Below are 20914 nucleotides of genomic sequence, written 5' to 3'. Positions count from 1 at the left end.
CGACAATGCACATTGCCGCAGCCAATCCTCGTTGGGTTGGCAACCAGCAGATAAGACTGGCGGGGATAACAGTGACAGAAAAAAGAACTGAGCCAACCAATGATCAAATCGGTCGTGTGATACGCCGTAGGCGCAAAGCGCTTGGTAAAACGCTAGAACAGGTCGCGGGTGAGGCGGAATTAACGGTGGGGTTTATTTCGCAGGTGGAACGGGGTATTTGTGCGCCGTCGTTTTCTTCGTTTATGAGAATTGCGAGTTCTTTGAACACCAGCATGGAGCAATTGCTCAATGTCCGGGAAACATTTGAAATTCATACCAAAGCTAAAGATCGCGAAAGCTACTCGCTTGGTGAAGCAGGGCGTTGGTACGAGAAATTGGGGCCCGGTTTTTCAGGTGCACTGTTCTATCCATGCATTATCCATCGACCTCCCGGGCAAGTGTCTGAACGAATGAAACACAGAGGCGAAGTATTTTGCTATTTGGCTGAAGGCGAACTTGAGTATCACATTGGCGACAAAGTGTACAATCTTGTTGCCGGGGACTCCATTCATCACGACACGTCAGAAGAACACTTTTCAACAGTTGTGAGTGACACTGAAACGACGGAACTCTGGGTCAGCTCGCATCCAATCGCTGGCCATTAAGTTGCGGCGCATGGCAGAGAGTTCTAGCGGACAGCAATCATATGATTGTCGAATTGGATGTTATCAATTTCAAACACTTTACCCTCAGTTGCACCAAATGCACCAAACCCCGTGCCAAATTGGAAGGTGTTTTTTCCATTCGGTGCCAATGCGCAAACATCGTTATAATGCGTGGACTGAATAACATTGCCATGTCGGTCGAAGATGGTCAGGCGCTTGCCTTTGGGGGATGTCACACAAATATGTTTGCCATCAGCATTGAGCTTTATTGAGCCGACATAGCCAGCCAGATTTTGTTGATGTGAGGGGGGTAACTCAATGAAGTTTAGTCCCTCATCGAGTGAAACACGGGCAATCAGGGGCACATCGACGAGCACATTGCCTTGCTGTTGACCGCCAACCCAAACCTCGCGTCCGTCGTGGCTGGCCATGTGTCGAAGCGATAATTTATGCCAACTGGCGGGGGCTTCAAAACTTGCCATCACGGCGCCATCTTTTGCACTGATCCAGCTAATGTTGGGGCGCATGGTGGTAAGGTTCAACTTGGTTCTGGCAAAGTCTGGATGGGTTTCAATCCCACCATTTGCAACGATCAAAAATTGGTCGTCTGCGCTGAGTTGAATATCGTGCGGGCCGATCCCGTTTGATGCGAATTCGCCAATCCGTTCAATCTGTTGAGTGCTGATACGGTAGATGCCGATAATGCCATTTGCACCATCAAAATCATTCTCTGTCGCGTAGAATATTTTCCCGTCTTTTGAAAAAATACCATGCCCATAAAAGTGCCGCCCAGCGGGGGCGGTAACTTGTCCGATTGGTTTGCCTGCCTTATCGAACAGGGCAGCAAATAGGCCGGGGCGGCGGGCAAAAACAAGTAAATTTCCAGAATTGGGGCATTGCACAACATCATGGCCGCGGCCAGGGAGTTCTTGGCGGGAAATGATTTCCCCGGTCTCGCTGATGAAGGCTAAGCCGAATGCACCATTGTTGAATTTGCAGGTCGCGGCGAATAGCTGATCAGAGTGCGACAGGGCGGCCTGCACTGGTTGCGCCAGCGAAGCGATGTAGGCACCACCAGCGATGCGGATAAAGTCGCGGCGGGACCACATGTTAGTCCCCGTCCAGCGACGAAAAACCGGTAGACTGGCCAAGGGCTTGCGCTAGATCTTGTGCCGCGATTTCCTCCATCGAGTGGAGGACCACTTTTAGATATTCCAGCTTGCTACGCTCATCAGACTGCGCAGCTTTTAGAACTTCGTGTTTGATCTCAAGCGCACGCAACGCGTTCTGGGCTTCAAAAATATAGCTGTTAGCAACCCAGTGTTTTTGATCTTGCAATGCGCGATTAAAATCGACGGTTTGGGCAAATTCACCCAATGCTGAAATATTTGAAGATAGACTTTTAAAGGTCAACCCGCTGCGCCAAAATAGAGCGGATTTTGGTTTCGCTGATTTTGCCGCATCACCCAAATAATTCTTCAAACGTGTATCAAAAAAGATGCCGGGACCATGGGCAACTACGCCCAGAATGTCCCGCATAGTTTCGCTTTTGTCCCGATACAGTTCCGCAACATTTTCCGGACTAATCAGCAAAGTTCCAAAACCGTCCACGCCTTGCCATTCGTCGACAATTTCTGCGGCGACTTCGTGGATTGAGGAGGCAATAGTCAATCCAAAGTGACAACGAAAATTTGCCTGTTCCAAAAGTTCAATTTCAGAACCGTTGCCATGCAACACAAATTCAAGCGCGGCCAATCCTTGCAACGCGACGCTTTTCTTCTGCAACGTTGCAATGCTAATCGCGGTGTCGTCTTTTTGCGCGATGACGCGCTGAACTTGTTTCAGGCCGATCGATTTACGGTCCGGCCAAAACAAAATTCGTTCAAGACGGTTCTGGTCAAGCACGGGGCCAAACCGGATGATTTCGACATGGCTCCAGCGATCGGCGAGATCTGCGAACGACGCGCGGGCCGCGTCCAAACTACGCTGATCATTGTTGGTGCAAAGTGTGCCCATGGCCAAGCTTTGGTCGGCTGCACTTTGCTGAAAGGCTTGATAGCCAGGAACAATAAAATCATGAACTGCGCGCTCCTCAATACTGTCCGCAAAGGCCGGGCTGCTCAACAGGAAAGAAGCGGCGATTAGAGTTGAAATTTTCATCATAGGGAGTCCAAAAAGCGGATAAGCGAGGTCCGGTCAATTCTATTCATATCAGCAACTTTGTCACGTGCGGTTTGTGCTTCACTACCATGCCATAATATGGCTTCCAACAGATTGCGCGCTCGGCCGTCATGCAAGAATTGCGTGTGGCCGGAAACAATTTTGGTGAGGCCAATCCCCCACAAGGGCGGCGTTTTCCATTCGCGCCCATTTGCGTCGCCTACTGGTCGATTATCGGCAAGGCCTTCGCCCATATCATGCAGCAGTAAATCAGAGTAGGGCCAAATCAACTGGAACTGTTGGGCTTTATTTGGGGCATCTCGTCGGGTGACATATTTGGGCGTATGGCAACTTGAACAGCCAGTTTGATAAAATAGTTCTTTGCCGTGCAATACATCTGGATCATTGACGTCGCGTCGCAAGGGCACGGCTAAGTTTTCCGAATAAAAACTAACCAATGCCAATATCGGATCTGGCACTTCAGTATCGCCTTGTGATGTTTGCACGCCGTTTGGTGCTGCAAGGCAAGCGGCTTGATTGCTCGTGCATTCGCCCCAATGTTTAGGCACATCAGGCGTTGATAATCCAAGGTCGCCAGCAAATGCGCCAGCGCTCTGGGCACGTACTGTGGCGTGGGAAGCCTTGTGGCCGAACCGTCCGATTTGTTTGTCTTGACCCGGATAATAAACCCAACTCACTTTGCCCGAAATGCCATCACTATTCGTGTCGTTTGGGTCCGTGTTGGCTAGCAAGTCACTAGGGTGAATTTGTTCGAGCAAACCGAGCCCGATCATTTGCGGTGCGACGCGCGGCGACATCATCACCTTAGGGTCCATAGCGCCATATTGTAGGTCAGTGATCGAATAAGTTGGTTTGCGCAAATTGATGATTGTACCATCGCCCAGCGTAACGGGAACTTCTTCATAGGCAATTTGCATTTTGCCTTCAGCAGGCAAGCCAGGAACCGCCAAATCTTGCAGCTGACGGCCATAAGTTGGCTCTTCAATAACTTGCACTTCGCCGGAAGAAATTTTTGCTTTTTCTTCTTCAGTCCTTGGTGGAACTGAGAGGCGCAGGAACATCGATATTCGGCTGTCTTGTACGTTGGCCGGCGGATGGCCGCGCCCGTCTTTGAGATGGCATGACTGACACGCTCTTGCATTAAACAACGGCCCCAACCCGTCCGAGGCAAAAGTGGAAGCGGGTGAGGAGACCCACAATTTATCGAAAAAAGCATTGCCCAGTTTGAACTGCTCTTCTTCTTCAAACGTGAGGTTTGCAGAAAATTGAGAAAATGAATCTTTGGAAACCAGCTTGCGCGAAGTCGCATTCCCGCCCTGCATGTTTTCAAAGCGCTCAGCTTTAGAAAAGTCATCAGTTGGCGCGGTGACTTGTTCAACTCGGCTGCGATCTTTGGGTGAAAGATCGTCTCGAGCAAAGTTGTTCTCTTGTGCGACCGCAAGCCCAAGCAATAATGGAAACGTTGCGACCCATGCCAAAATGCTGCGGTTCATTTTAACTCCAATAGGATAGGGGCCGCTTTGCAGCAGCCCCGTTTCGCTTATTCAAAAACAGCGTTTGGATTGTCCAAGCTGTCTGAACCTTCAATAGCGACTTCGCCTAGTTCTAGTTTGGCCACGACACGCTCTATAGATCGTGTTTGGTCAACCAAAGCGTTGATGGCCGCTTGCACAACGGCGTTGCCGCCTTCGTTGCCTTCGCCGATCATCTGGTCGTAGCTTTCGGTTGCTGCGCGATCAACCATCACTTGCATTGAACCCATGGTGGCATCCAATTTGCCGCGAAGTTCTGCGTCTAGGTCCGCATCAATATGCGCGACGAAATCAGCCAATGATGGGCCGGAAACCACAGAACCATCTACCCTTGTGTAGCTGCCCAAATAGACATTTTGGATGCCTTTGGCGTCGTAGAAATGGGAGTTGTGGGTGTTGTCAGAAAAGCAGTCATGCTCTTCTTCTGGATCATGCACCAATAGGCCAAGTTTCATGCGCTCGCCAGCGAGTTCACCGTAAGAAAGCGAACCCATTCCTGTTAGAATTGTGGAAAGGCCAGAATTATCCTGTGCTGCAAGAACGGTTTCGCGTGCCGCGCCATTATCGGCCCAGTTCGCAACCATTTCTTCCAAGTCTGCAATGGTGAGTTCTGATGCGGCCTTAAGGTAATCGCGACGGCGATCACAATTGCCGCCAGTGCAATTTGCAACATCAAAGTCAGTTGCTGGGCGATTGACTGCGCCAGGTCCAGTGCCGTTTAAATCTTGGCCCCAAAGCAAAAACTCGATGGCGTGATAGCCAGAGGCGACGTTAGATTCAACTTCGCCTGCTTCGTGCAGCTCGTTTGCGATAACGTCAGCGGTGATTTTTTCAATGGTGACTTTTTCGCCATTGATCATGACTTCACTATTGGCAATCACGTTTGCGGTGAACAATGCGTTTTCGTCGCTTTCTGCGCCATAATAGCCAAGGTCAACATAATCGATCAGACCTTCATCAAGTGGCCACGCGTTTACTTTGCCTTCCCACGCGTCAACAATTGGATTGCCGAAGCGGTAGGCTTCAGTTTGTTGGTATGGCACCCGAGCGGCCAACCATGCGGCGCGTGCCGCGTTGAGGTTGGCTGAAGTTGGTTCAGCCAGCAATTTGTCAATCGCTGCATCAAGTGATCTCGCGGTGATCAAGCTGTCTTCATAACCTGCGTGGGCGATGTTCGCGTAGTTGGAAAGCACGCCTTTAACATCGTGGTGACCGTCGGCAAACGCGCTCGATGTCAAAAGGCAAGCCAAGGCACCTGCTGTGGTTAGAATATGATTTTTTTTCATCTGATCTCATCGGCGCCAAACTGCCAATGCTCCAATTTACTCTGTTAAATTTTTTACACTGTTGAAATCAGTGTTTCAGCAGCAATTTAAGTGGAGTTGCATAATCCAGATATAAAATCAACATAATATTCAATAGCTTAGAATGGTTCTAAGTTTGGCGGAAAATGTTCCTAACGGCAATAAAAAAGGCTGGCACGATGGCCAGCCTTCAAAAACTGTATCAATTCAAACATTAGGCTTGTTTGATTTCCCACTGCTCGTTGGCAGGGATATCAATGATCTTTGTTAGATCATTTTTGTCCATTGTGAAGGAACACATCATCTTGCGTTCTTTGCCTTTTAGAAGGCCCAATTTCTTGATGCCCAATGCGGCAGCGCATTTTGCGTAAGCGCCCAAACCATCTGTTTCAGTTGATTTTGGCTCCATGCCCATATAGCGGCGCATGTACCCGTTGGTGTAATAAACACCATATTTGCGCTGGGCTTCTGGGGTGAAAAACTCGGTCGTGATCGAAACGTTGAGACCTTCAACATTGTCCACACGGTGTGGTGCGTTCAGTTCCCAAGAAAGGGCCTGACCCGGTTCCAACAAAACGCTTTGGGCTTCTTTATCCCATTCAGCGTCATACGCCACTTCTTCTTCGGTTTCCCGTAAGATTACGCCCTCAAGCGTTTCGTCAGGCAAATGCGCTTTGTTATCCGCATCATAAAGCCAAACGCGCTTTTTGCCGCGCAAATGCCATAGGCAGATAAACGGAATGTCTGTGTGATAGAACACCCGTGCATTAGGTGATGAGATCAAAAGGCTCGATTCACGCTTAAAAGTTTTAAGCTTCGGGTTGCCTTCTTCAAGCTCTTCAAATGAATCGTCGATCAATTGATGATATTCTGGGGCTACAACGTCAAAGCGACGTAGGCACATCCAAACTTGACCATCGTGAATGGCTTTAACAATTTCAGCGCCCGTTAGGTCGCCCTTGTCGCCACTGCGCCAAACTTTCTCTTCACCAACTTTCGTCATGGTGTTGAGCATGTAATATTCGCGCGGATATTTTTCGATCAATTCAGCCAATGCTTCATCGGTGAAAAACCCACTATCATTTAGCTTATGTTGAATGCTGACTTGGCCCTTGCCAAAATTGTCAGCGCCGCCTTTATCAACTTGTGTCCAGCGTCCCATAATTTTCTCCTTTAAGTCCGGCATTACCCAGAAAACTTTGTAAAGGATGGGTTTGACCCACCTATATCTTTCCAGAACGATAAAGGCGCGTAAGCTGTAAATGAGCGGTTAAAGTGCGGCTGAGGAGAGGCCAAATCGGCGCTCTTGCTGCCAAAAGGGTTAATAAAGCGAGTAGAATTTTACGCCGCAGCGTTATCTAAGTCGGTGTAAATATATGATTAACTCTATTTGCGACTTGAAAACTAGGCGGCAGGTCAATTGGAGTGTTTCCTGCAATTGGGGCCAACACAGCCTGTGCCATCCGATGGGCAATCCCAAAGGTGATTTTGAACCCGCCAGTGCAAATGTGTATGCCATCGTGATCGGGCACAGGCCCAACCAATGGATCGCGCCCATAGGGCTGCATGCGCAAGCTTGCCCATCTTTCGACCACCGGCGCGTCGCCAACCAGTGGGCAAATCTGCCGCGCCTGCTCGATGACATTTTCAAGCAAATGATCGGTGGTAAACCCATCTTCAAACTCGCGCTCTGACGTACTGCCCACGGCTGTTCGCCCGTCATTATGCACGATGAGATAGACCCCATTTTGATGCACCACCGGCAGGTTTGGATCAAGTTTGGTGTCTAGCATCGCGGCTTGCCCTTTTATCGGGCGGCCCGAAAGGGAGGGAACAAATGGTTCGAGCAATTCGAATGAGTTGATGCCAGCGGTGACAATAATGTCATTTGCCGCAACGGCACTGCCGTCAGGCAAGATCAGTTTTTTGTCTTTGGACAGTTCAACGGATGTGTGTTCAAAAATGTCGACAAAACCAGCAATGGATTTGTGTAAAGCATCCGTCACCCCACGTGGATTGATGCGGGCTGAGAAATCATCAATCGTTGCGCCATTGGGCATCATGTCGGCATGGGGCCAATTTTCGTGCGTTGGATGCGAAATAACGCTCATCTCGTAATGTTTCGGCGCACTTGCCCATTGAATGGCGGCAGCATCACATTTCTGCTTGGCCTCAATCTCATGTTCAGGACGGCTCATGGGCAAAATCCGACCTACGCGGGCATATCCGCAATCAATTTGCGTTTCTGCTTCTAGCGCCGCCACCATCGTTTCAAGGTCAATCAGCGCTTCGAACTGGAATTGCTTTTTCTCATACCATTGGGTCGGCATATGCGGCATCAAAGCGCCCAACAATCCCCCGCTGGCACCGGACGCAATTTTGTTGGCTTCAAACAAAACGGTGCGCAATCCAGCTTGTTTGGCGAGGTAGGCACACCAAAGCCCGACAACACCGCCGCCGATAATCGCCAAATCATAATTTTTGGTGTCTGAATTACTCATTGTTTTGGGTTGATCACATCCAATCTTCATTGACAAGCGTTGGTGCAGTTTTTAGGTTCGGTTTACTTCAGGTGTCCATTTGGCGTTACAAGCTAATGCCAATGGATGAAACGGGAAGTTGGTGCGCTCGACCCAAATAGGGGAACAAGTCCAACACTGCCCCCGCAACGGTAGATGAGAAAAGCCGATCAAAAAGCCACTGCGTTTTCGTGGGAAGGCGATCGGTCCGGAGACAAGCGCTCCACTCATAAGTCCGGAGACCGGCCTTAAGTGATAAACCGGTGACCTGTTTTGGTCGCTCGATAATTAACTCGTACGCACGGGGAATGTGCGACGACGTTTTAGGAACAACTCGATTATGCATATCGAACCAAGCATCGTTGATGGTGCTAAAATCACTTTAAGCTACGCAACCGCCACTGGCGCTTTGGGCTATTCAGCTAAATTGGCCTGGGACATGGTGAAAACAGATGGTGCAATGTCGCTCGCCGTTCGCTCCGTGCTGACAACGGCGATGGTCTTCTTCTATTTCCAAGTGCTGCCACATCACCCGGTTGGCGTTTCTGAAGTTCACTTGATTATGGGCTCAACCCTGTTTTTGCTTTTTGGTGCTGCTCCAGCGGCGATTGGCCTGATGGCTGGTCTTCTGTTGCAAGGCATGCTGTTTGCGCCGATTGATCTACCTCAGTTCGGCATGAACGTAACAACGTTGCTTGTGCCATTGTTCGCCATGGCGGCAATCGCGCAAAAAATCATTCCAGCAAAAACAGCTTATAAAGACATTGGTTACGGCCAGGCGTTGCAGCTTTCAACGCTATATCAGGGCGGTATTGTGGCTTGGGTTATGTTCTGGGCATTTTACGGCCAAGGTTTTGGCGCAGCGAACATGGCGAACACACTGACGTTTGGCGCAGCATATATGAGCGTCATCATCATTGAGCCACTTGTGGACCTCGCCGTTCTGGCAGGTGTGAAAACACTGAGCGGTTTGAAAGATAACGGCCTGTTTGAAAAACGCCTTTATGCATCTGCGTAAAGATTGATAAATTCAAAGTTTTGGGGGCGCGCGCCAAATTGGTGCCGCCCCTTTTTTGTGACAGCTGGTAACATATGACCAAAGAAAACAATCTTGAATGGCATGAAAATGACCGGCCATTTTCGCCCCAGTTTAACGATCATTTCTTTTCCCACAATGATGGTCGCCTAGAGTGTGACCACGTATTTTTGAAAGGTAATAACGTTCAAAAGCGTTGGCTGGAAGCGACCCGATTTTCCATCGGCGAATTGGGATTTGGAACTGGGTTAAACTTACTTGAAACGTGGCGACAATGGTGTGAATTGCGCCAACCCGGCCAGCAATTGCATTTCACGTCCTTTGAGCTTTATCCAATGAGCGCCGACCAAATCCAACGCGCCATCGGTCCTTGGCCCATGTTGGAAGAGTATTGCAAAATTCTAGTTAAGCACTGGCCAAATGCATTGAAAGGCGAATTGATCAAACTAGATGACCAGACAAGTTTTCAATTGTCGGTGGGCGATGCGCGTGAACAACTTCCCTCTTGGCAACATAAAGCAGACGCATGGTTTTTGGATGGATTTTCCCCATCAAAAAACCCTGAAATGTGGGAAGAGGGTTTGATGAACGCCCTTGCCAAAAAAACCAACATCAATGGCACCTTGGCGACTTACACTGTTGCGGTTTGGGTGCGCCGCAATCTGAAAGCCGCTGGATTTGAGGTCGAAAAATCCCCCGGCCATGCAGGTAAAAATCAAATGATACGTGGTCGGCTACAATCTGGCGATTGACGCCGCTCGCTCTTTAATGTCACATCACCCACGTGGTTCTCGCCAGCGTAGTGCGCTGATGGGATGAAAAGGGAACATGGTGCGGCGTACCCAAAAGGGACCAAAACCATGGCTGCCCCCGCAACTGTAAGCGATGAGATGCTTATGCCAATTGCCACTGGCTGAAAAGTCGGGAAGGCGGAAAAGCATTGTTCGAATCGCGAGCCAGGAGACCTGCCACATGACGAATGCGCATTTTGCGCACACACATACCTATGAAACCCGTCGGGCGGACGGAGAAGGAACAAAATGAATTCGAAAATTCCGGCAACGGTTATTACTGGCTTTTTGGGCGCAGGCAAAACCACACTCGTGCGGCACGTTCTGAATAATGCCAAGGGCAAGCGCATTGCGCTGATCATCAATGAATTTGGCGATGTTGGCGTTGATCGCGACGTCCTAAAAGGTTGCGGCGACGAAGCATGCGACGAAACAGATATGGTGGAACTGGCCAATGGCTGTATCTGTTGCACCGTGGCTGAAGATTTTATCCCAACCATCACGCAGCTTTTAGCGCGTGACCCCCGGCCTGATCACATTGTCATTGAAACATCTGGATTGGCACTGCCCCAACCATTGGTGCGCGCGTTCAACTGGCCTGAAATCAAAGCCGACGTAACGGTCGATGGCGTGGTGACAGTGGCGGATGCTTCTGCATTAGCTGAGGGTCGCTTTGCATCCGACGAAAAAGCCGTTGATGCTCAACGCCAGTCCGATGAGATGCTCGACCACGACACCCCAATGGGTGAATTGTTTGAAGATCAATTGGTCTGCGCTGATCTGATCTTGCTCAACAAATCTGATTTGGTTGAGGAAGATAAACTCAATGAAGTCGAAGCGGAATTACGCAAACACCTTCGCGATGGCGTTAAATTGGTGCGCACCCAAAAGGGTGAAATCAACATGGCCGCGCTCTTGGGTATTGAGAGTGAATCTGAATTGGATATGGAAGGGCGCATGTCCCACCATGAACGCCACCATGCGGCTGAGGGCGATGGTCACCATCACCACAACCATGAACACGATGATTTTGATAGCTTCTCGATTTTTCTGCCGGAAGTGGCGAGCAAAAAACATCTCAATGATGCAGTTGAAAGCGTTATCCGCAAACATGATATCTTGCGCCTTAAGGGCTTTGCAGCCATCAAAGATGCGCCAGCACGATTGTCGCTTCAAGCCGTTGGTCCGCGTATTGATACCTATTTTGATCGGCCTTGGAATGAAGCAGACAAGCGCGGCACATCTTTAGTGGTTATTGGTCAAGCACCGCTAAATCGCGATCAAATTACAGCTGAATTGCAAGCGGCGCTGGGATAATGCACCTTCTCACCGCACAAGCCGGCGAGATACAGCAAGAAGGCGAAGCGATTGACCTTGGTCAGTCGCCTGCCGATATCCTGTTTTTGTCCGCCGCCGATACGGAATTGGCAGCTTTAGCCAATGCCGCCGACGCCCAAGAGTTCGATCAGTTGCGTTTGGCCAACACCATGCGCATCGGCCACAATTTTTCGGTGGACCTGTGGTTGGAGCAAACAGCCATTCACGCCAAGCTGATCGTCGTGCGCCTTTTGGGCGGACGTGCCTATTGGACCTATGGCGTCGACCAGCTCACGGCACTTTGCGCAGACAATGACATAAAGCTCGCGTTTCTGCCCGGTGATGCCAATCCAGACCCTGACTTGCAAGCACGCTCCACTTTGGACGCGGGTGCATATGATGCATTGCATGCGCTGTTTGTCGCTGGTGGTGCTGACAATATGGCTGGCGTACTGACAGCGATGCGCAATGTGGTTGCAAGGAAAGGGGAACTTCCTGCGCCAAAACAAACTGCGCGTGCTGGTGTCTATGACCGCGCCAAGGGCGTGTTGCCTCTTGATCAGGTTAAGTTAAAGGCTGATGTGCCAATTGCGCCGATTATCTTTTACCGGGCGCTGCTGGACGGTGGCAACATGGCACCAATCCACTGCCTTATGGATGCGCTGGAGGCGCGGGGCATTCAAGCACTGTCGATCGTCGCAGCGTCGCTTAAAGAACAATCTTGCGTTGAGTTCGTGCAAAGCACATTCAGAAAACATCCACCCGCAGTGATCTTAAACGCTACCGGTTTTGCGCTCGGGTTGACTGATCTTGAGGACGCGAAAAACCCGTTTGTGAATAGCGATGCGCCGATCATTCAACTTGTACAGGCCGGTCGTCCGTCTGAGGTTTGGGAAAAGGACGTTCAGGGATTAAGCGCCAAAGACTTGGCCATGCAAGTGGTGTTGCCCGAACTTGATGGCCGCATTGGCGATATTCTAATCGCCCATAAAGAACAAGACATTTGGCATGAACGCACCCAGTGCCCACTGTCCGCGAACCAACCCCATATGGATGGGGTCAAGGACGCCGCCCAATTCGCAGCGAACTGGGTAACGCTTCGGCAAACTGATGTTTCAGATCGCAAGGTCGGAATTATCTTGGCGAACTATCCAATCCGTGATGGTCGAATTGCCAACGGCGTGGGCTATGATGCGCCGCAATCCACCGTGCAGATATTGCGCTATATGCAAGGCGCTGGCTATGGGCTGAAAACGCTGCCGGAAAATGGCAACGCGCTGGTCGAACAGCTGCAAACTGGGCCGACCAATGCGCATCCGACCCGTGGAACCAGTCCTGCGCAAATGTCACTTGCGGAATATCAGGCACTGTTTTCAACCCTGCCGATAGTTGTGCAAACTGACGTCACCAAACGTTGGGGCGAACCTAACGCCGATCCATTCGTGCGGGATGGGAATTTTCATCTGCCCGTTTTGAATTTCGGCAATGCTGTGGTGATGTTGCAACCAGCTCGCGGCTATCATCTTGATGCTGAAGCCAGCTATCACGATCCAGATTTAGTGCCACCGCACGCCTATCTCGCGGCCTATTTGTGGTTGCGCCATCAGTTTGGCGCGCAAGCGATTATCCACAATGGCAAGCACGGGAATTTGGAATGGCTGCCGGGCAAAGCCAACGCGCTTAGCCAAAATTGCTATCCGCAAATGCTGTGGGGCAACCTACCGCACTTTTATCCCTTTATCGTCAATGATCCGGGCGAGGGAACACAAGCCAAACGGCGCACCGGCGCGGTGATCATCGATCACCTAACCCCGCCGCTTACCCGGGCCGAAACATATGGGCCGCTCAAGGATCTGGAAGCACTTGCTGACGAATATTATAACGCATCAGGTCTGGATCAACGTCGGTTGAAAGACCTCAAAACCCGGATACTCGACCTTTGCAAAGACACTGGGCTTGATAAAGATATGGGGTTAGAAAACCAGCCCGAAGATGACGCGCTAACCACCATCGACACGTTTTTGTGCGAACTCAAAGAGGCTCAAATTCGCGACGGTCTGCATATATTTGGCCAAGCCCCAATCGGCAGCCTTAAAACGGACCTGTCGGTTGCCCTTGCTCGTGTGCCGCGCGGCGAAGATCGGGCAGAAGATAAATCACTTATTCGCGCTTTGGCTGACGATCTGGCATTAGGGTTTGACCCCTTGTCTGCCCCCATGGGCGAAAATTGGGATGGCCCACAACCTGAAGTATTGGTTGCACTGTCAACCGACACTTGGCGACATGTTGGGCATACAATCGAGCGGCTTGAACTGCTAGCGGTGAAGTTAGTTGATGGCGAGGTTGAGCTAGATACAAGTTGGGTTTCAACAAAGGCGGTTCTAACGGAAATCACCAGTTCCATCGCCCCAAAGCTGGATCAATCAGGCGCACTCGAACGGGCAAACTTGCTCAAAGGTTTGGACGGGAAATTCGTCGAACCAGGATCATCCGGCGCACCGACGCGGGGCCGTTTGGATGTGTTGCCCACGGGGCGCAATTTTTACTCCGTCGATAACCGCGCTGTGCCGACCCCGACCGCATGGGAGTTGGGTAAAAAGTCTGCTGAAAATCTCATCACGCGACACTTTCAAGATCACGGCACTTATCTCTCCGCAATTGCTTTGTCGGTTTGGGGCACGTCCAACATGCGCACCGGCGGTGATGATATCGCCCAAGCAATGGCTTTGATCGGAGTGAAGCCAAAATGGGATATTGGGTCTCACCGGGTGTCTGGCTATGAGATTATCCCATTGGCCAAACTGGGCCGGCCACGCGTTGACGTAACGCTACGCATATCCGGGTTTTTCCGTGATGCGTTTCCCGCCCAAATCGAACTGTTTGATAAAGCCATTCGCGCCATTGGGTCGCTAGATGAACCATCAAGTGAAAACCCGATTGCGGAACGGATGCGCACAGACGCGCTCGCGTTGATGGATAATGGTACGACACAGGACGAAGCCGCCATGCAGGCTGGCTATCGTATCTTTGGGTCAAAACCGGGTGCGTATGGCGCGGGACTGCAGGGCATCATGGATAGCGGAAACTGGCAGGACATTGACGATATCGCCACCGCGTTCCTAAATTGGGGGCAATATGCTTATGGCAGCAAAGCCAATGGCACCAAAGCGCGCGCACAACTGATCTCGCGGTTGAAATCGGTTGATGCGATTGTACACAATCAGGACAACCGCGAACATGACCTGTTGGACAGCGACGACTATTATCAGTTTGAAGGTGGTCTAACCGCAACGGCGACATCTTTGTCTGGCCAACAACCCGTCAATTATCACAATGACCATTCACGACCAGAACGGCCAGTTACCAAAACGCTGGACGAAGAAATAGCCAAAGTGATGCGGTCGCGTGTGGTCAATCCCAAGTGGATTGCTGGCGTCATGCGCCATGGCTATAAGGGCGCATTCGAGATCATCGCGACAACCGACTATATGTTTGCCTTCGCCGCAACCACCGGCGCGGTGAAGTCACATCATTTCGATATCGCGTTTGACGCGTTCGTCGCCGATGATGATGTGCGCACCTTTATTCAACAAAACAATAAATTTGGCTATGATGAGCTTATTGCCAAATTCAGGGAGGCGATGGAACGTGGGTTCTGGACGCCAAAACGCAATTCAACTTATGCCTTTTTAGATGCAACCTTTCCCTTTTCAGATAGGAGTGACGATCAGCTATGAGCAAGATTACAGACAATATGAGTGAAGAAGAACTCAACGCACGTCACGCTGACAAAATGAAAAAGAAGAAGGTGGCACGCGATAAAATTATTGCCACCAAGACCATCGAAAAAGGCCTAACGATTGTTCATACCGGCAAGGGAAAAGGCAAATCAACCGCCGCCTTCGGCATGGTGTTTCGCGCCCTTGGCAACGACATGAAAGTCGCCGTTGTACAATTCGTCAAAGGCAAATGGGGTACGGGCGAACGCAACGTGTTGGATAAATTTCCTGACCAAGTGTCGCTCGCCACAATGGGCGAAGGGTTTACTTGGGAAACCCAAGACCGGCAGCGCGATATCGATGCGGCGCGCGCTGCTTGGGAGCAGGCCAAAGAATTCATTTTAGACGATAAGCACGACATGGTTTTATGCGATGAGCTGAATATTGTGCTGCGCTATGACTATCTGCCCGTCGAAGAAATCCTTGAAGTACTGGCGCAAAAGCCAGAAATGAAGCACGTTATTATTACGGGCCGAAATGCCAAAGATGAATTGATTGATTTTGCGGATCTTGTAACTGACATGACGCAGATTAAACATCCGTTCCGCTCAGGTGTTAAAGCGCAAGTTGGAATTGAGTTTTAGGGACGTTCAAAGTGGCTGAGTTTTTTGACCGGCTGGAAGACGCGCCACTGATCAACCAGCCTTTGGCTCAAGGTTCCGTTGTGCTGGTGTTCAATGGCGACAGTGTTTTGATGGAACAACGCAGCGATAATGGTCAATGGGGATTTCCGGGCGGTAAGGCGGATCAAGGAGAAGCACCAATTGATTGTGCAGCTCGTGAACTAGAAGAAGAAACTGGTGTCGCTGGACTAGAACTCGAGTTTGTAGCCCTGTTTGATGATCCGGGCAGCATTGGCGCTTATGATGATGGCAATGTCGTGCAAACGCATATGTCTGTTTTTAAAGCACGCGTGGACAAAATGCATGAACTGATATTGAGCGAGGAATCTTTGGCGCTCAGGTTTGTGCCCAAAGACGAATTGGGCCACATTGAACTTGTCCGTTCCCATAATCCCGTGATGAAATTGGCCATCAAGTTGCTTTCAAAGGATCAGATATGACGCCTGAATTGAACATTCAGTTTGAAGAGAACGACCAAAATGGCAGGTTTTTTGCTGATTTAGGTGATGGCTATGAAGCGGAAATGACGTTTGTCCGGTTGGGTGATGTGATGGTTGTGGATCATACGGGGGTGCCAAAACCTTTTGAAGGGCGAGGCATTGCCGCTAAGTTGGTGGTCGCTGGAGTGGAGTTTGCGCGCAAAAATGGCCGTAAGATTAAGCCTGTTTGCCCCTATGTGGTGGTGCAGTTTAAACGCCACAAAGAATGGGCAGATGTTTTAGCTGTCTAGCAGGAGACTGAAATGAAATCCGCCAAGCAACTTGTGCAAGAAGCAATGGCGCAGATTGAAACTTTGTCCGTTTCGAGCGTGCAGCATGCTCTGGAAAAAAACGAGGTCTTGCTTGTCGATTTGCGTGACATCCGCGAGTTGAAACGCGAGGGCAAGATTGAGGGCGCAGTGCATGTGCCTCGGGGGATGCTTGAGTTTTGGATTGACCCAGTAAGCCCATATCATAAGGCTGAATTGGCGACGACAAAGAAACTGGTTTTCTTTTGTGCTGCGGGTTGGCGATCAGCGCTGGCAACCCAAACGGTTAAGCAAATGGGGTTTGACGATGTGGCCCATATTGAAGGTGGATTTGGGGGATGGCGAGACGCCAATGCACCAATTGTAGATGCGCCCAAAAGCACAAACGATTAGCCCGACGCGGTCGGCACGACCTTTTGAAATTTGATTTTTTCCATCACAACTTGCGAAAATGTCTTTGAGATAAACGCCTTGCTCATCAGCCTGTTGCGCAAAAATCGATGATAAGACCGCATGTCCGTCGCCAGCACTTTCATCACATAATCATATTCACCAGTTGTGGCGTAACACTCCAAAATTTCGGGGATTGAGCGCACCAATTGGGTGAACTCTTCCAAATAGTCGTCGTTATGTTGCTCAAGACTAACCTGAAGCAAAACCAGCTCGCCATATCCCAATTTCTCGGGTGATACAGTAAGCCCGTATGCCGTGATGATTTCGGCTTCCTCAAGTGCATTTATGCGCCGCCAAACGGAGGAAGCTGAACTTCCCACTTGGCTGGCAATTTCTTGGTTAGACAGGCGGCTGTTGAACTGCAGCAATTCAAGGATTTTACGGTCTATTTGGTCGAGTTCGAATGAATTTGCCATGATTGATCCAGTAAATGAAATAAAAATGCAATAATTGCCAAGAATAATACTAATTTTGACCGGATTAATCAAGAAATTTGAATGATACTACCTCCGAGAGAGGGAGTTATGATATGGACCTGTTACCGGCAGATGTCAACATTTTTGCGTTTCCAGATTATGAATTGGCGGACGGCTTGGTCAAAGAGCGCGTTTTTCTGTCCGGTACTGACATTCTGGTCCGCATTCCCATTGAACAGGCCAAGTCAGATCAAGCTGCAGGGCTAAACACCGCGGGCTTTATCTCTGGATATCGCGGCTCCCCGCTTGGCGCATATGACCAAGCGATGTTTAGAGCAAAAGATGCCTTGGATAAGCAAAACATCACGGTGAAGCCTGCGATCAACGAAGACCTAGCGGCCACGGCCTTGGTTGGCACACAAGAGGTGTCGAGCGACGAACAAGTGAATGTTGATGGCGTGTTTGGCATTTGGTATGGAAAAGGGCCAGGTGTTGACCGGTCTGGTGATGCGCTAAAACACGGCAACGCCCTTGGAACATCAAAAAATGGTGGCGTGCTTGCATTCTTGGGTGATGACCACGGATGTGTTTCATCTTCCATGCCACACCAGTCAGATCAAGCTGCTGAACATTTCATGATGCCAGTACTACACCCGGCAGGGGTTGCGGACTATATCCCGTTTGGGCTTTATGGGTTTGCCGCATCGCGCTTTTCTGGCGCTTGGATCGGCATTAAAACTATATCTGAAGTGCTGGAATCTAGTGCGGCAATTGAAGTGCCGCATCCGCGTAAATTCAACGCGCCAGGCGACTATACGCCACCGTTTGAGTTAAGCCATGACCCCGCAACAAGCTTTGGCCCGGTACTTGAGCAAAAGTTGCTGGCGCGACTTGATGCAGTGAAAGCGTTTGCCCGCGCGAACCCAATCGACAGGGTTGCGTTTGGTGCAAAAAAACCAAAGCTAGCAATTGTTGCCGTTGGCAAGGCGTTTGCGGATTTGATGCAAACATTGAAAAACCTTGGCCTTTCTGAAGCCGCAGCAAAGCGCGCCGGCATTGGCGTATATAAAGTAGGTCTAGTTTGGCCGATTGAGCCAACTGGTTATCAAGCTTTCTTACGAGATGCTGAAAAGCTGCTGGTGATTGAAGAGAAGCGTGCAGTCGTTGAAACGCAACTTAAAGAGCTATTTTTCAACAGTGAAAACAGGTTCTCAATTATTGGCAAAAAGTCATTGGACGGCACACCGCTTCTTCCTGAAGCAGGTGAGTTGCGTCCTTCTATTTTGGCGCAGGTGGTTCATCAGTTTTTGGACCTTGAGGGGACACCTCCTGTTCCTCAACCTGCGCCAAACCTGGCTGGTCTCGAAGTTGAACGGCGTACGCCATATTTCTGTTCAGGTTGTCCGCATAATCGGTCCACAAACTTGCCAGAAGGCAGCAAGGCACTACCCGGCATTGGGTGCCATTTCATGGCGTCTTGGATGGGGCGTGAGACAAATGGCATCGTTCAAATGGGCGGTGAGGGCGTCAATTGGATTGGCATGTCTCCCTATACGGGCCGCGAGCACATTTTCCAGAATTTGGGCGACGGTACTTATTTCCATTCCGGCCTATTGGCCATTCGCCAATCCATCGCCGCCAACACAAATGTAACGTACAAAGTTCTTTACAATCATGCTGTCGCTATGACCGGCGGGCAGGACGTGGACGGGGAGTTAAGCGTTGAGAGCCTTATCGCACAACTGCGTGCAGAGGGTATAAAACGCATCGCATTGGTCAGCGATAAGCCGGACCGCTTTGCATGGGATTTGATGCGCGGCGAAGGCATGAGCATTGATCATCGTAAAAACCTTGATGCGGTGCAGGAGGAATTGAAAACCTTAAAAGGCGTCACCGCACTTATATTTGATCAAGGATGCGCCACCGAAAAACGCCGCAAACGTAAACGTGGTCTGATTGAAGACCCCAAGAAACGCGTTTTCATCAACCCTGCTGTTTGCGAAGGGTGTGGGGATTGTTCAGTTCAATCAAATTGCATTTCTGTCAGCCCAGTAAAAACCAAATGGGGCGTGAAGCGAACGATAGATCAGTCGTCTTGCAACAAAGATTTCTCATGTGTCGAAGGGTTTTGTCCGAGCTTTGTCACCGTTGAGGGCGACGAGGAAAAAGCAACTGGTGATGAAGCCAAACGCCAACACTTGCTCGTCCAAGCGCAAACATTGTCGGACCCCAAAATCGCAAAGACTGGTGAAATATTGATCACTGGGATTGGCGGCACGGGGGTGGTGACCGTGGGTGCCGTATTGGCAATGGCCGCGCATTTGCAGGGCAAGGGCGCATCGGTGTTAGACTTTATGGGCTTCGCCCAAAAAGGCGGCGCGGTCATTTCGCATCTTAAAATTTTGGAAAAACCGGGGCTAGAAACCCCGGTGCGGATCGATAAAGGAAGCGCAAGTGCGTTGATCGCATGTGATTTGGTGGTGGCCAATATGGCAGAGCCGATGGCCAGCCTATCCACGAACAAAACGAGCGTTATCGCTAACACTAAAATTCTGCCAACGGCTGATTTTGTTTTGCGTGGACTTGCTGATTTCCAAGAAGAAATTCGCCTGCAAAAACTTGAGGCAAGCGCGAATTCTGTGACCTCGTTTGATGTGACAAACCTTTCAGTTCAACTGTTTGGGGATAGCGTATTTTCCAATATGATGCTGACCGGTATGGCTTGGCAAAAGGGAAGTATCCCATTGGATGGCGATGCAATTCGTCGGGCCGTTGTCTTAAACGGTAAAGCTGTTGACGCCAACTTGCAGGCTTTCGAGTTGGGGCGTCTTATCGCCGATCAACCGAACGTATTTCAGGTTGAAGAAGACGCAGACCTTGAGCAAACACTTGATGAGCTGATCCAAGATCGAGCGGCCTTTTTGACCGAATATCAAGACGATAAATATGCAGAACAGTATAGGTCGATTGTCGCGAAGATTTCTGTGGCAGAGGCGAGCATTGGCAAGGTTGGGTTGAGTGAAATTGTGGCGCATCAGTTGGCACGGCTCATGGCTTACAAAGACGAATATGAAGTTGCGCGGTTGCATCTTGAAACAGCTCACTTAAGTGAAATGCGTACGAAGTTCAAAGGCGGCGGTAAGTTGAAATTCCACATGGCACCGCCAATGCTCAATTGGATCAAAGAGCCAAATGGGCGTCCAAAGAAGTTTGCCATTCCAGGCGCTGTCGCCATGCCAACATTAAAAATGCTCAACGCTATGCGACCATTGCGCGGAACCGCGTTTGATGTTTTTGGTTGGGCAAAAGACAGACGCGATGAACGCAAATTGCGCGGCGATTACATCCAGCTTGTTGAAGAGTTGGTGCAAAACCTCAACGCACAAAACCATGCCGCTGCAATGAAGCGAGCTGGGCTTGTTGAGACGGTCAAAGGTTATGGTGTGGTGAAAGAAGCTAATTTGGGCGCTTACTTCAAAAAGCTCAAAGAGCTTGTCTAGGGGATAGACGCCACACTAACTCGTCACCCTCGGGTCAAGTCTGAGGGTGGCGAGTGGGTTGTTTGAGAATT

General features: G+C 50.1%; 17 protein-coding genes and 2 riboswitches. Of the genes, 10 read left to right on the top strand and 7 right to left on the bottom strand.

The window, feature by feature from the left end:
• Positions 1–71: 71 nt before the first annotated feature.
• Entirely contained in the window at positions 72–644 is a 573-nt protein-coding gene (locus tag ACSHWX_RS03490; RefSeq protein ID WP_435666797.1) for a helix-turn-helix domain-containing protein, read from the top strand.
• A gap of 23 nt (positions 645–667) precedes the next feature.
• Here the strand turns inward: ACSHWX_RS03490 and ACSHWX_RS03485 are convergent, their stop codons facing one another.
• From ACSHWX_RS03485 to ACSHWX_RS03460, 6 genes are all read right to left on the bottom strand, one after another.
• Positions 668–1753: a DUF1513 domain-containing protein gene (locus tag ACSHWX_RS03485; RefSeq protein ID WP_435666796.1), complete on the bottom strand. Its 1086-nt coding sequence runs from the start codon at positions 1751–1753 to the stop codon at positions 668–670.
• A gap of 1 nt (position 1754) precedes the next feature.
• Positions 1755–2807: an imelysin family protein gene (locus tag ACSHWX_RS03480; protein ID WP_435666795.1), complete on the bottom strand. Its 1053-nt coding sequence runs from the start codon at positions 2805–2807 to the stop codon at positions 1755–1757.
• Positions 2804–4318 (bottom strand): di-heme oxidoredictase family protein, encoded by a 1515-nt coding sequence (locus tag ACSHWX_RS03475; protein WP_435666794.1) that lies wholly within the window; start codon positions 4316–4318, stop codon positions 2804–2806. The genes ACSHWX_RS03480 and ACSHWX_RS03475 overlap by 4 nt, the downstream gene beginning before the upstream one ends.
• Before the next feature lie 47 nt (positions 4319–4365).
• On the bottom strand, positions 4366–5643 hold the full coding sequence (locus ACSHWX_RS03470; protein WP_435666793.1) for an imelysin family protein: 1278 nt from the start codon (positions 5641–5643) through the stop codon (positions 4366–4368).
• Positions 5644–5875: 232 nt separating this feature from the next.
• Positions 5876–6823 (bottom strand): hypothetical protein, encoded by a 948-nt coding sequence (locus ACSHWX_RS03465; protein WP_435666792.1) that lies wholly within the window; start codon positions 6821–6823, stop codon positions 5876–5878.
• Positions 6824–7019: 196 nt separating this feature from the next.
• Positions 7020–8162 carry an NAD(P)/FAD-dependent oxidoreductase gene (locus tag ACSHWX_RS03460; RefSeq protein ID WP_435666791.1) on the bottom strand — a complete coding sequence of 381 codons (1143 nt, stop codon included), beginning with the start codon at positions 8160–8162 and terminating at the stop codon, positions 7020–7022.
• A gap of 52 nt (positions 8163–8214) precedes the next feature.
• Positions 8215–8445, top strand: a riboswitch (cobalamin riboswitch).
• Positions 8446–8520: 75 nt separating this feature from the next.
• On the opposite strand from ACSHWX_RS03460, the gene ACSHWX_RS03455 reads away from it, so the two are divergent.
• From ACSHWX_RS03455 to ACSHWX_RS03420, 8 genes are all read left to right on the top strand, one after another.
• A complete protein-coding gene (locus tag ACSHWX_RS03455) occupies positions 8521–9198 on the top strand; it encodes an energy-coupling factor ABC transporter permease (RefSeq protein WP_435666790.1) in 678 nt (225 codons plus the stop codon).
• Positions 9199–9272: 74 nt separating this feature from the next.
• A complete protein-coding gene (mnmD, locus tag ACSHWX_RS03450) occupies positions 9273–9968 on the top strand; it encodes a tRNA (5-methylaminomethyl-2-thiouridine)(34)-methyltransferase MnmD (protein ID WP_435666789.1) in 696 nt (231 codons plus the stop codon).
• A gap of 16 nt (positions 9969–9984) precedes the next feature.
• Positions 9985–10203, top strand: a riboswitch (cobalamin riboswitch).
• A gap of 53 nt (positions 10204–10256) precedes the next feature.
• A complete protein-coding gene (gene cobW / locus ACSHWX_RS03445; protein WP_435666788.1) occupies positions 10257–11324 on the top strand; it encodes a cobalamin biosynthesis protein CobW in 1068 nt (355 codons plus the stop codon).
• Positions 11324–15061 (top strand): cobaltochelatase subunit CobN, encoded by a 3738-nt coding sequence (gene cobN, locus ACSHWX_RS03440; protein WP_435666787.1) that lies wholly within the window; start codon positions 11324–11326, stop codon positions 15059–15061. Before cobW ends, cobN begins: the two co-directional genes overlap by 1 nt.
• On the top strand, positions 15058–15687 hold the full coding sequence (gene cobO, locus ACSHWX_RS03435) for a cob(I)yrinic acid a,c-diamide adenosyltransferase (RefSeq protein WP_435666786.1): 630 nt from the start codon (positions 15058–15060) through the stop codon (positions 15685–15687). The genes cobN and cobO overlap by 4 nt, the downstream gene beginning before the upstream one ends.
• A gap of 11 nt (positions 15688–15698) precedes the next feature.
• Positions 15699–16166 (top strand): NUDIX domain-containing protein, encoded by a 468-nt coding sequence (locus ACSHWX_RS03430; protein WP_435666785.1) that lies wholly within the window; start codon positions 15699–15701, stop codon positions 16164–16166.
• Positions 16163–16456, top strand: coding sequence for a GNAT family N-acetyltransferase (locus ACSHWX_RS03425; RefSeq protein ID WP_435666784.1), 294 nt, complete (start codon positions 16163–16165; stop codon positions 16454–16456). The genes ACSHWX_RS03430 and ACSHWX_RS03425 overlap by 4 nt, the downstream gene beginning before the upstream one ends.
• A 12-nt stretch (positions 16457–16468) precedes the next feature.
• The gene (locus ACSHWX_RS03420; RefSeq protein WP_435666783.1) at positions 16469–16867 is read left to right on the top strand and encodes a rhodanese-like domain-containing protein; all 399 of its coding nucleotides are present in this window, start codon (positions 16469–16471) and stop codon (positions 16865–16867) included.
• Here the strand turns inward: ACSHWX_RS03420 and ACSHWX_RS03415 are convergent.
• On the bottom strand, positions 16864–17343 hold the full coding sequence (locus tag ACSHWX_RS03415) for an Lrp/AsnC family transcriptional regulator (RefSeq protein ID WP_435666782.1): 480 nt from the start codon (positions 17341–17343) through the stop codon (positions 16864–16866). The two genes, ACSHWX_RS03420 and ACSHWX_RS03415, sit on opposite strands and share 4 nt — an antisense overlap.
• A gap of 113 nt (positions 17344–17456) precedes the next feature.
• Between ACSHWX_RS03415 and ACSHWX_RS03410 the strand changes: the two genes are divergently transcribed.
• Positions 17457–20843: an indolepyruvate ferredoxin oxidoreductase family protein gene (locus tag ACSHWX_RS03410; RefSeq protein ID WP_435666781.1), complete on the top strand. Its 3387-nt coding sequence runs from the start codon at positions 17457–17459 to the stop codon at positions 20841–20843.
• The last annotated feature ends 71 nt before the right edge of the window (positions 20844–20914 follow it).

Origin of the sequence: Maritalea sp. (assembly GCF_051251695.1) — a bacterium.
Classification (GTDB): Bacteria; Pseudomonadota; Alphaproteobacteria; order Rhizobiales; family Devosiaceae; genus Maritalea.
This window is presented reverse-complemented; position numbering and strand designations above follow the sequence as displayed.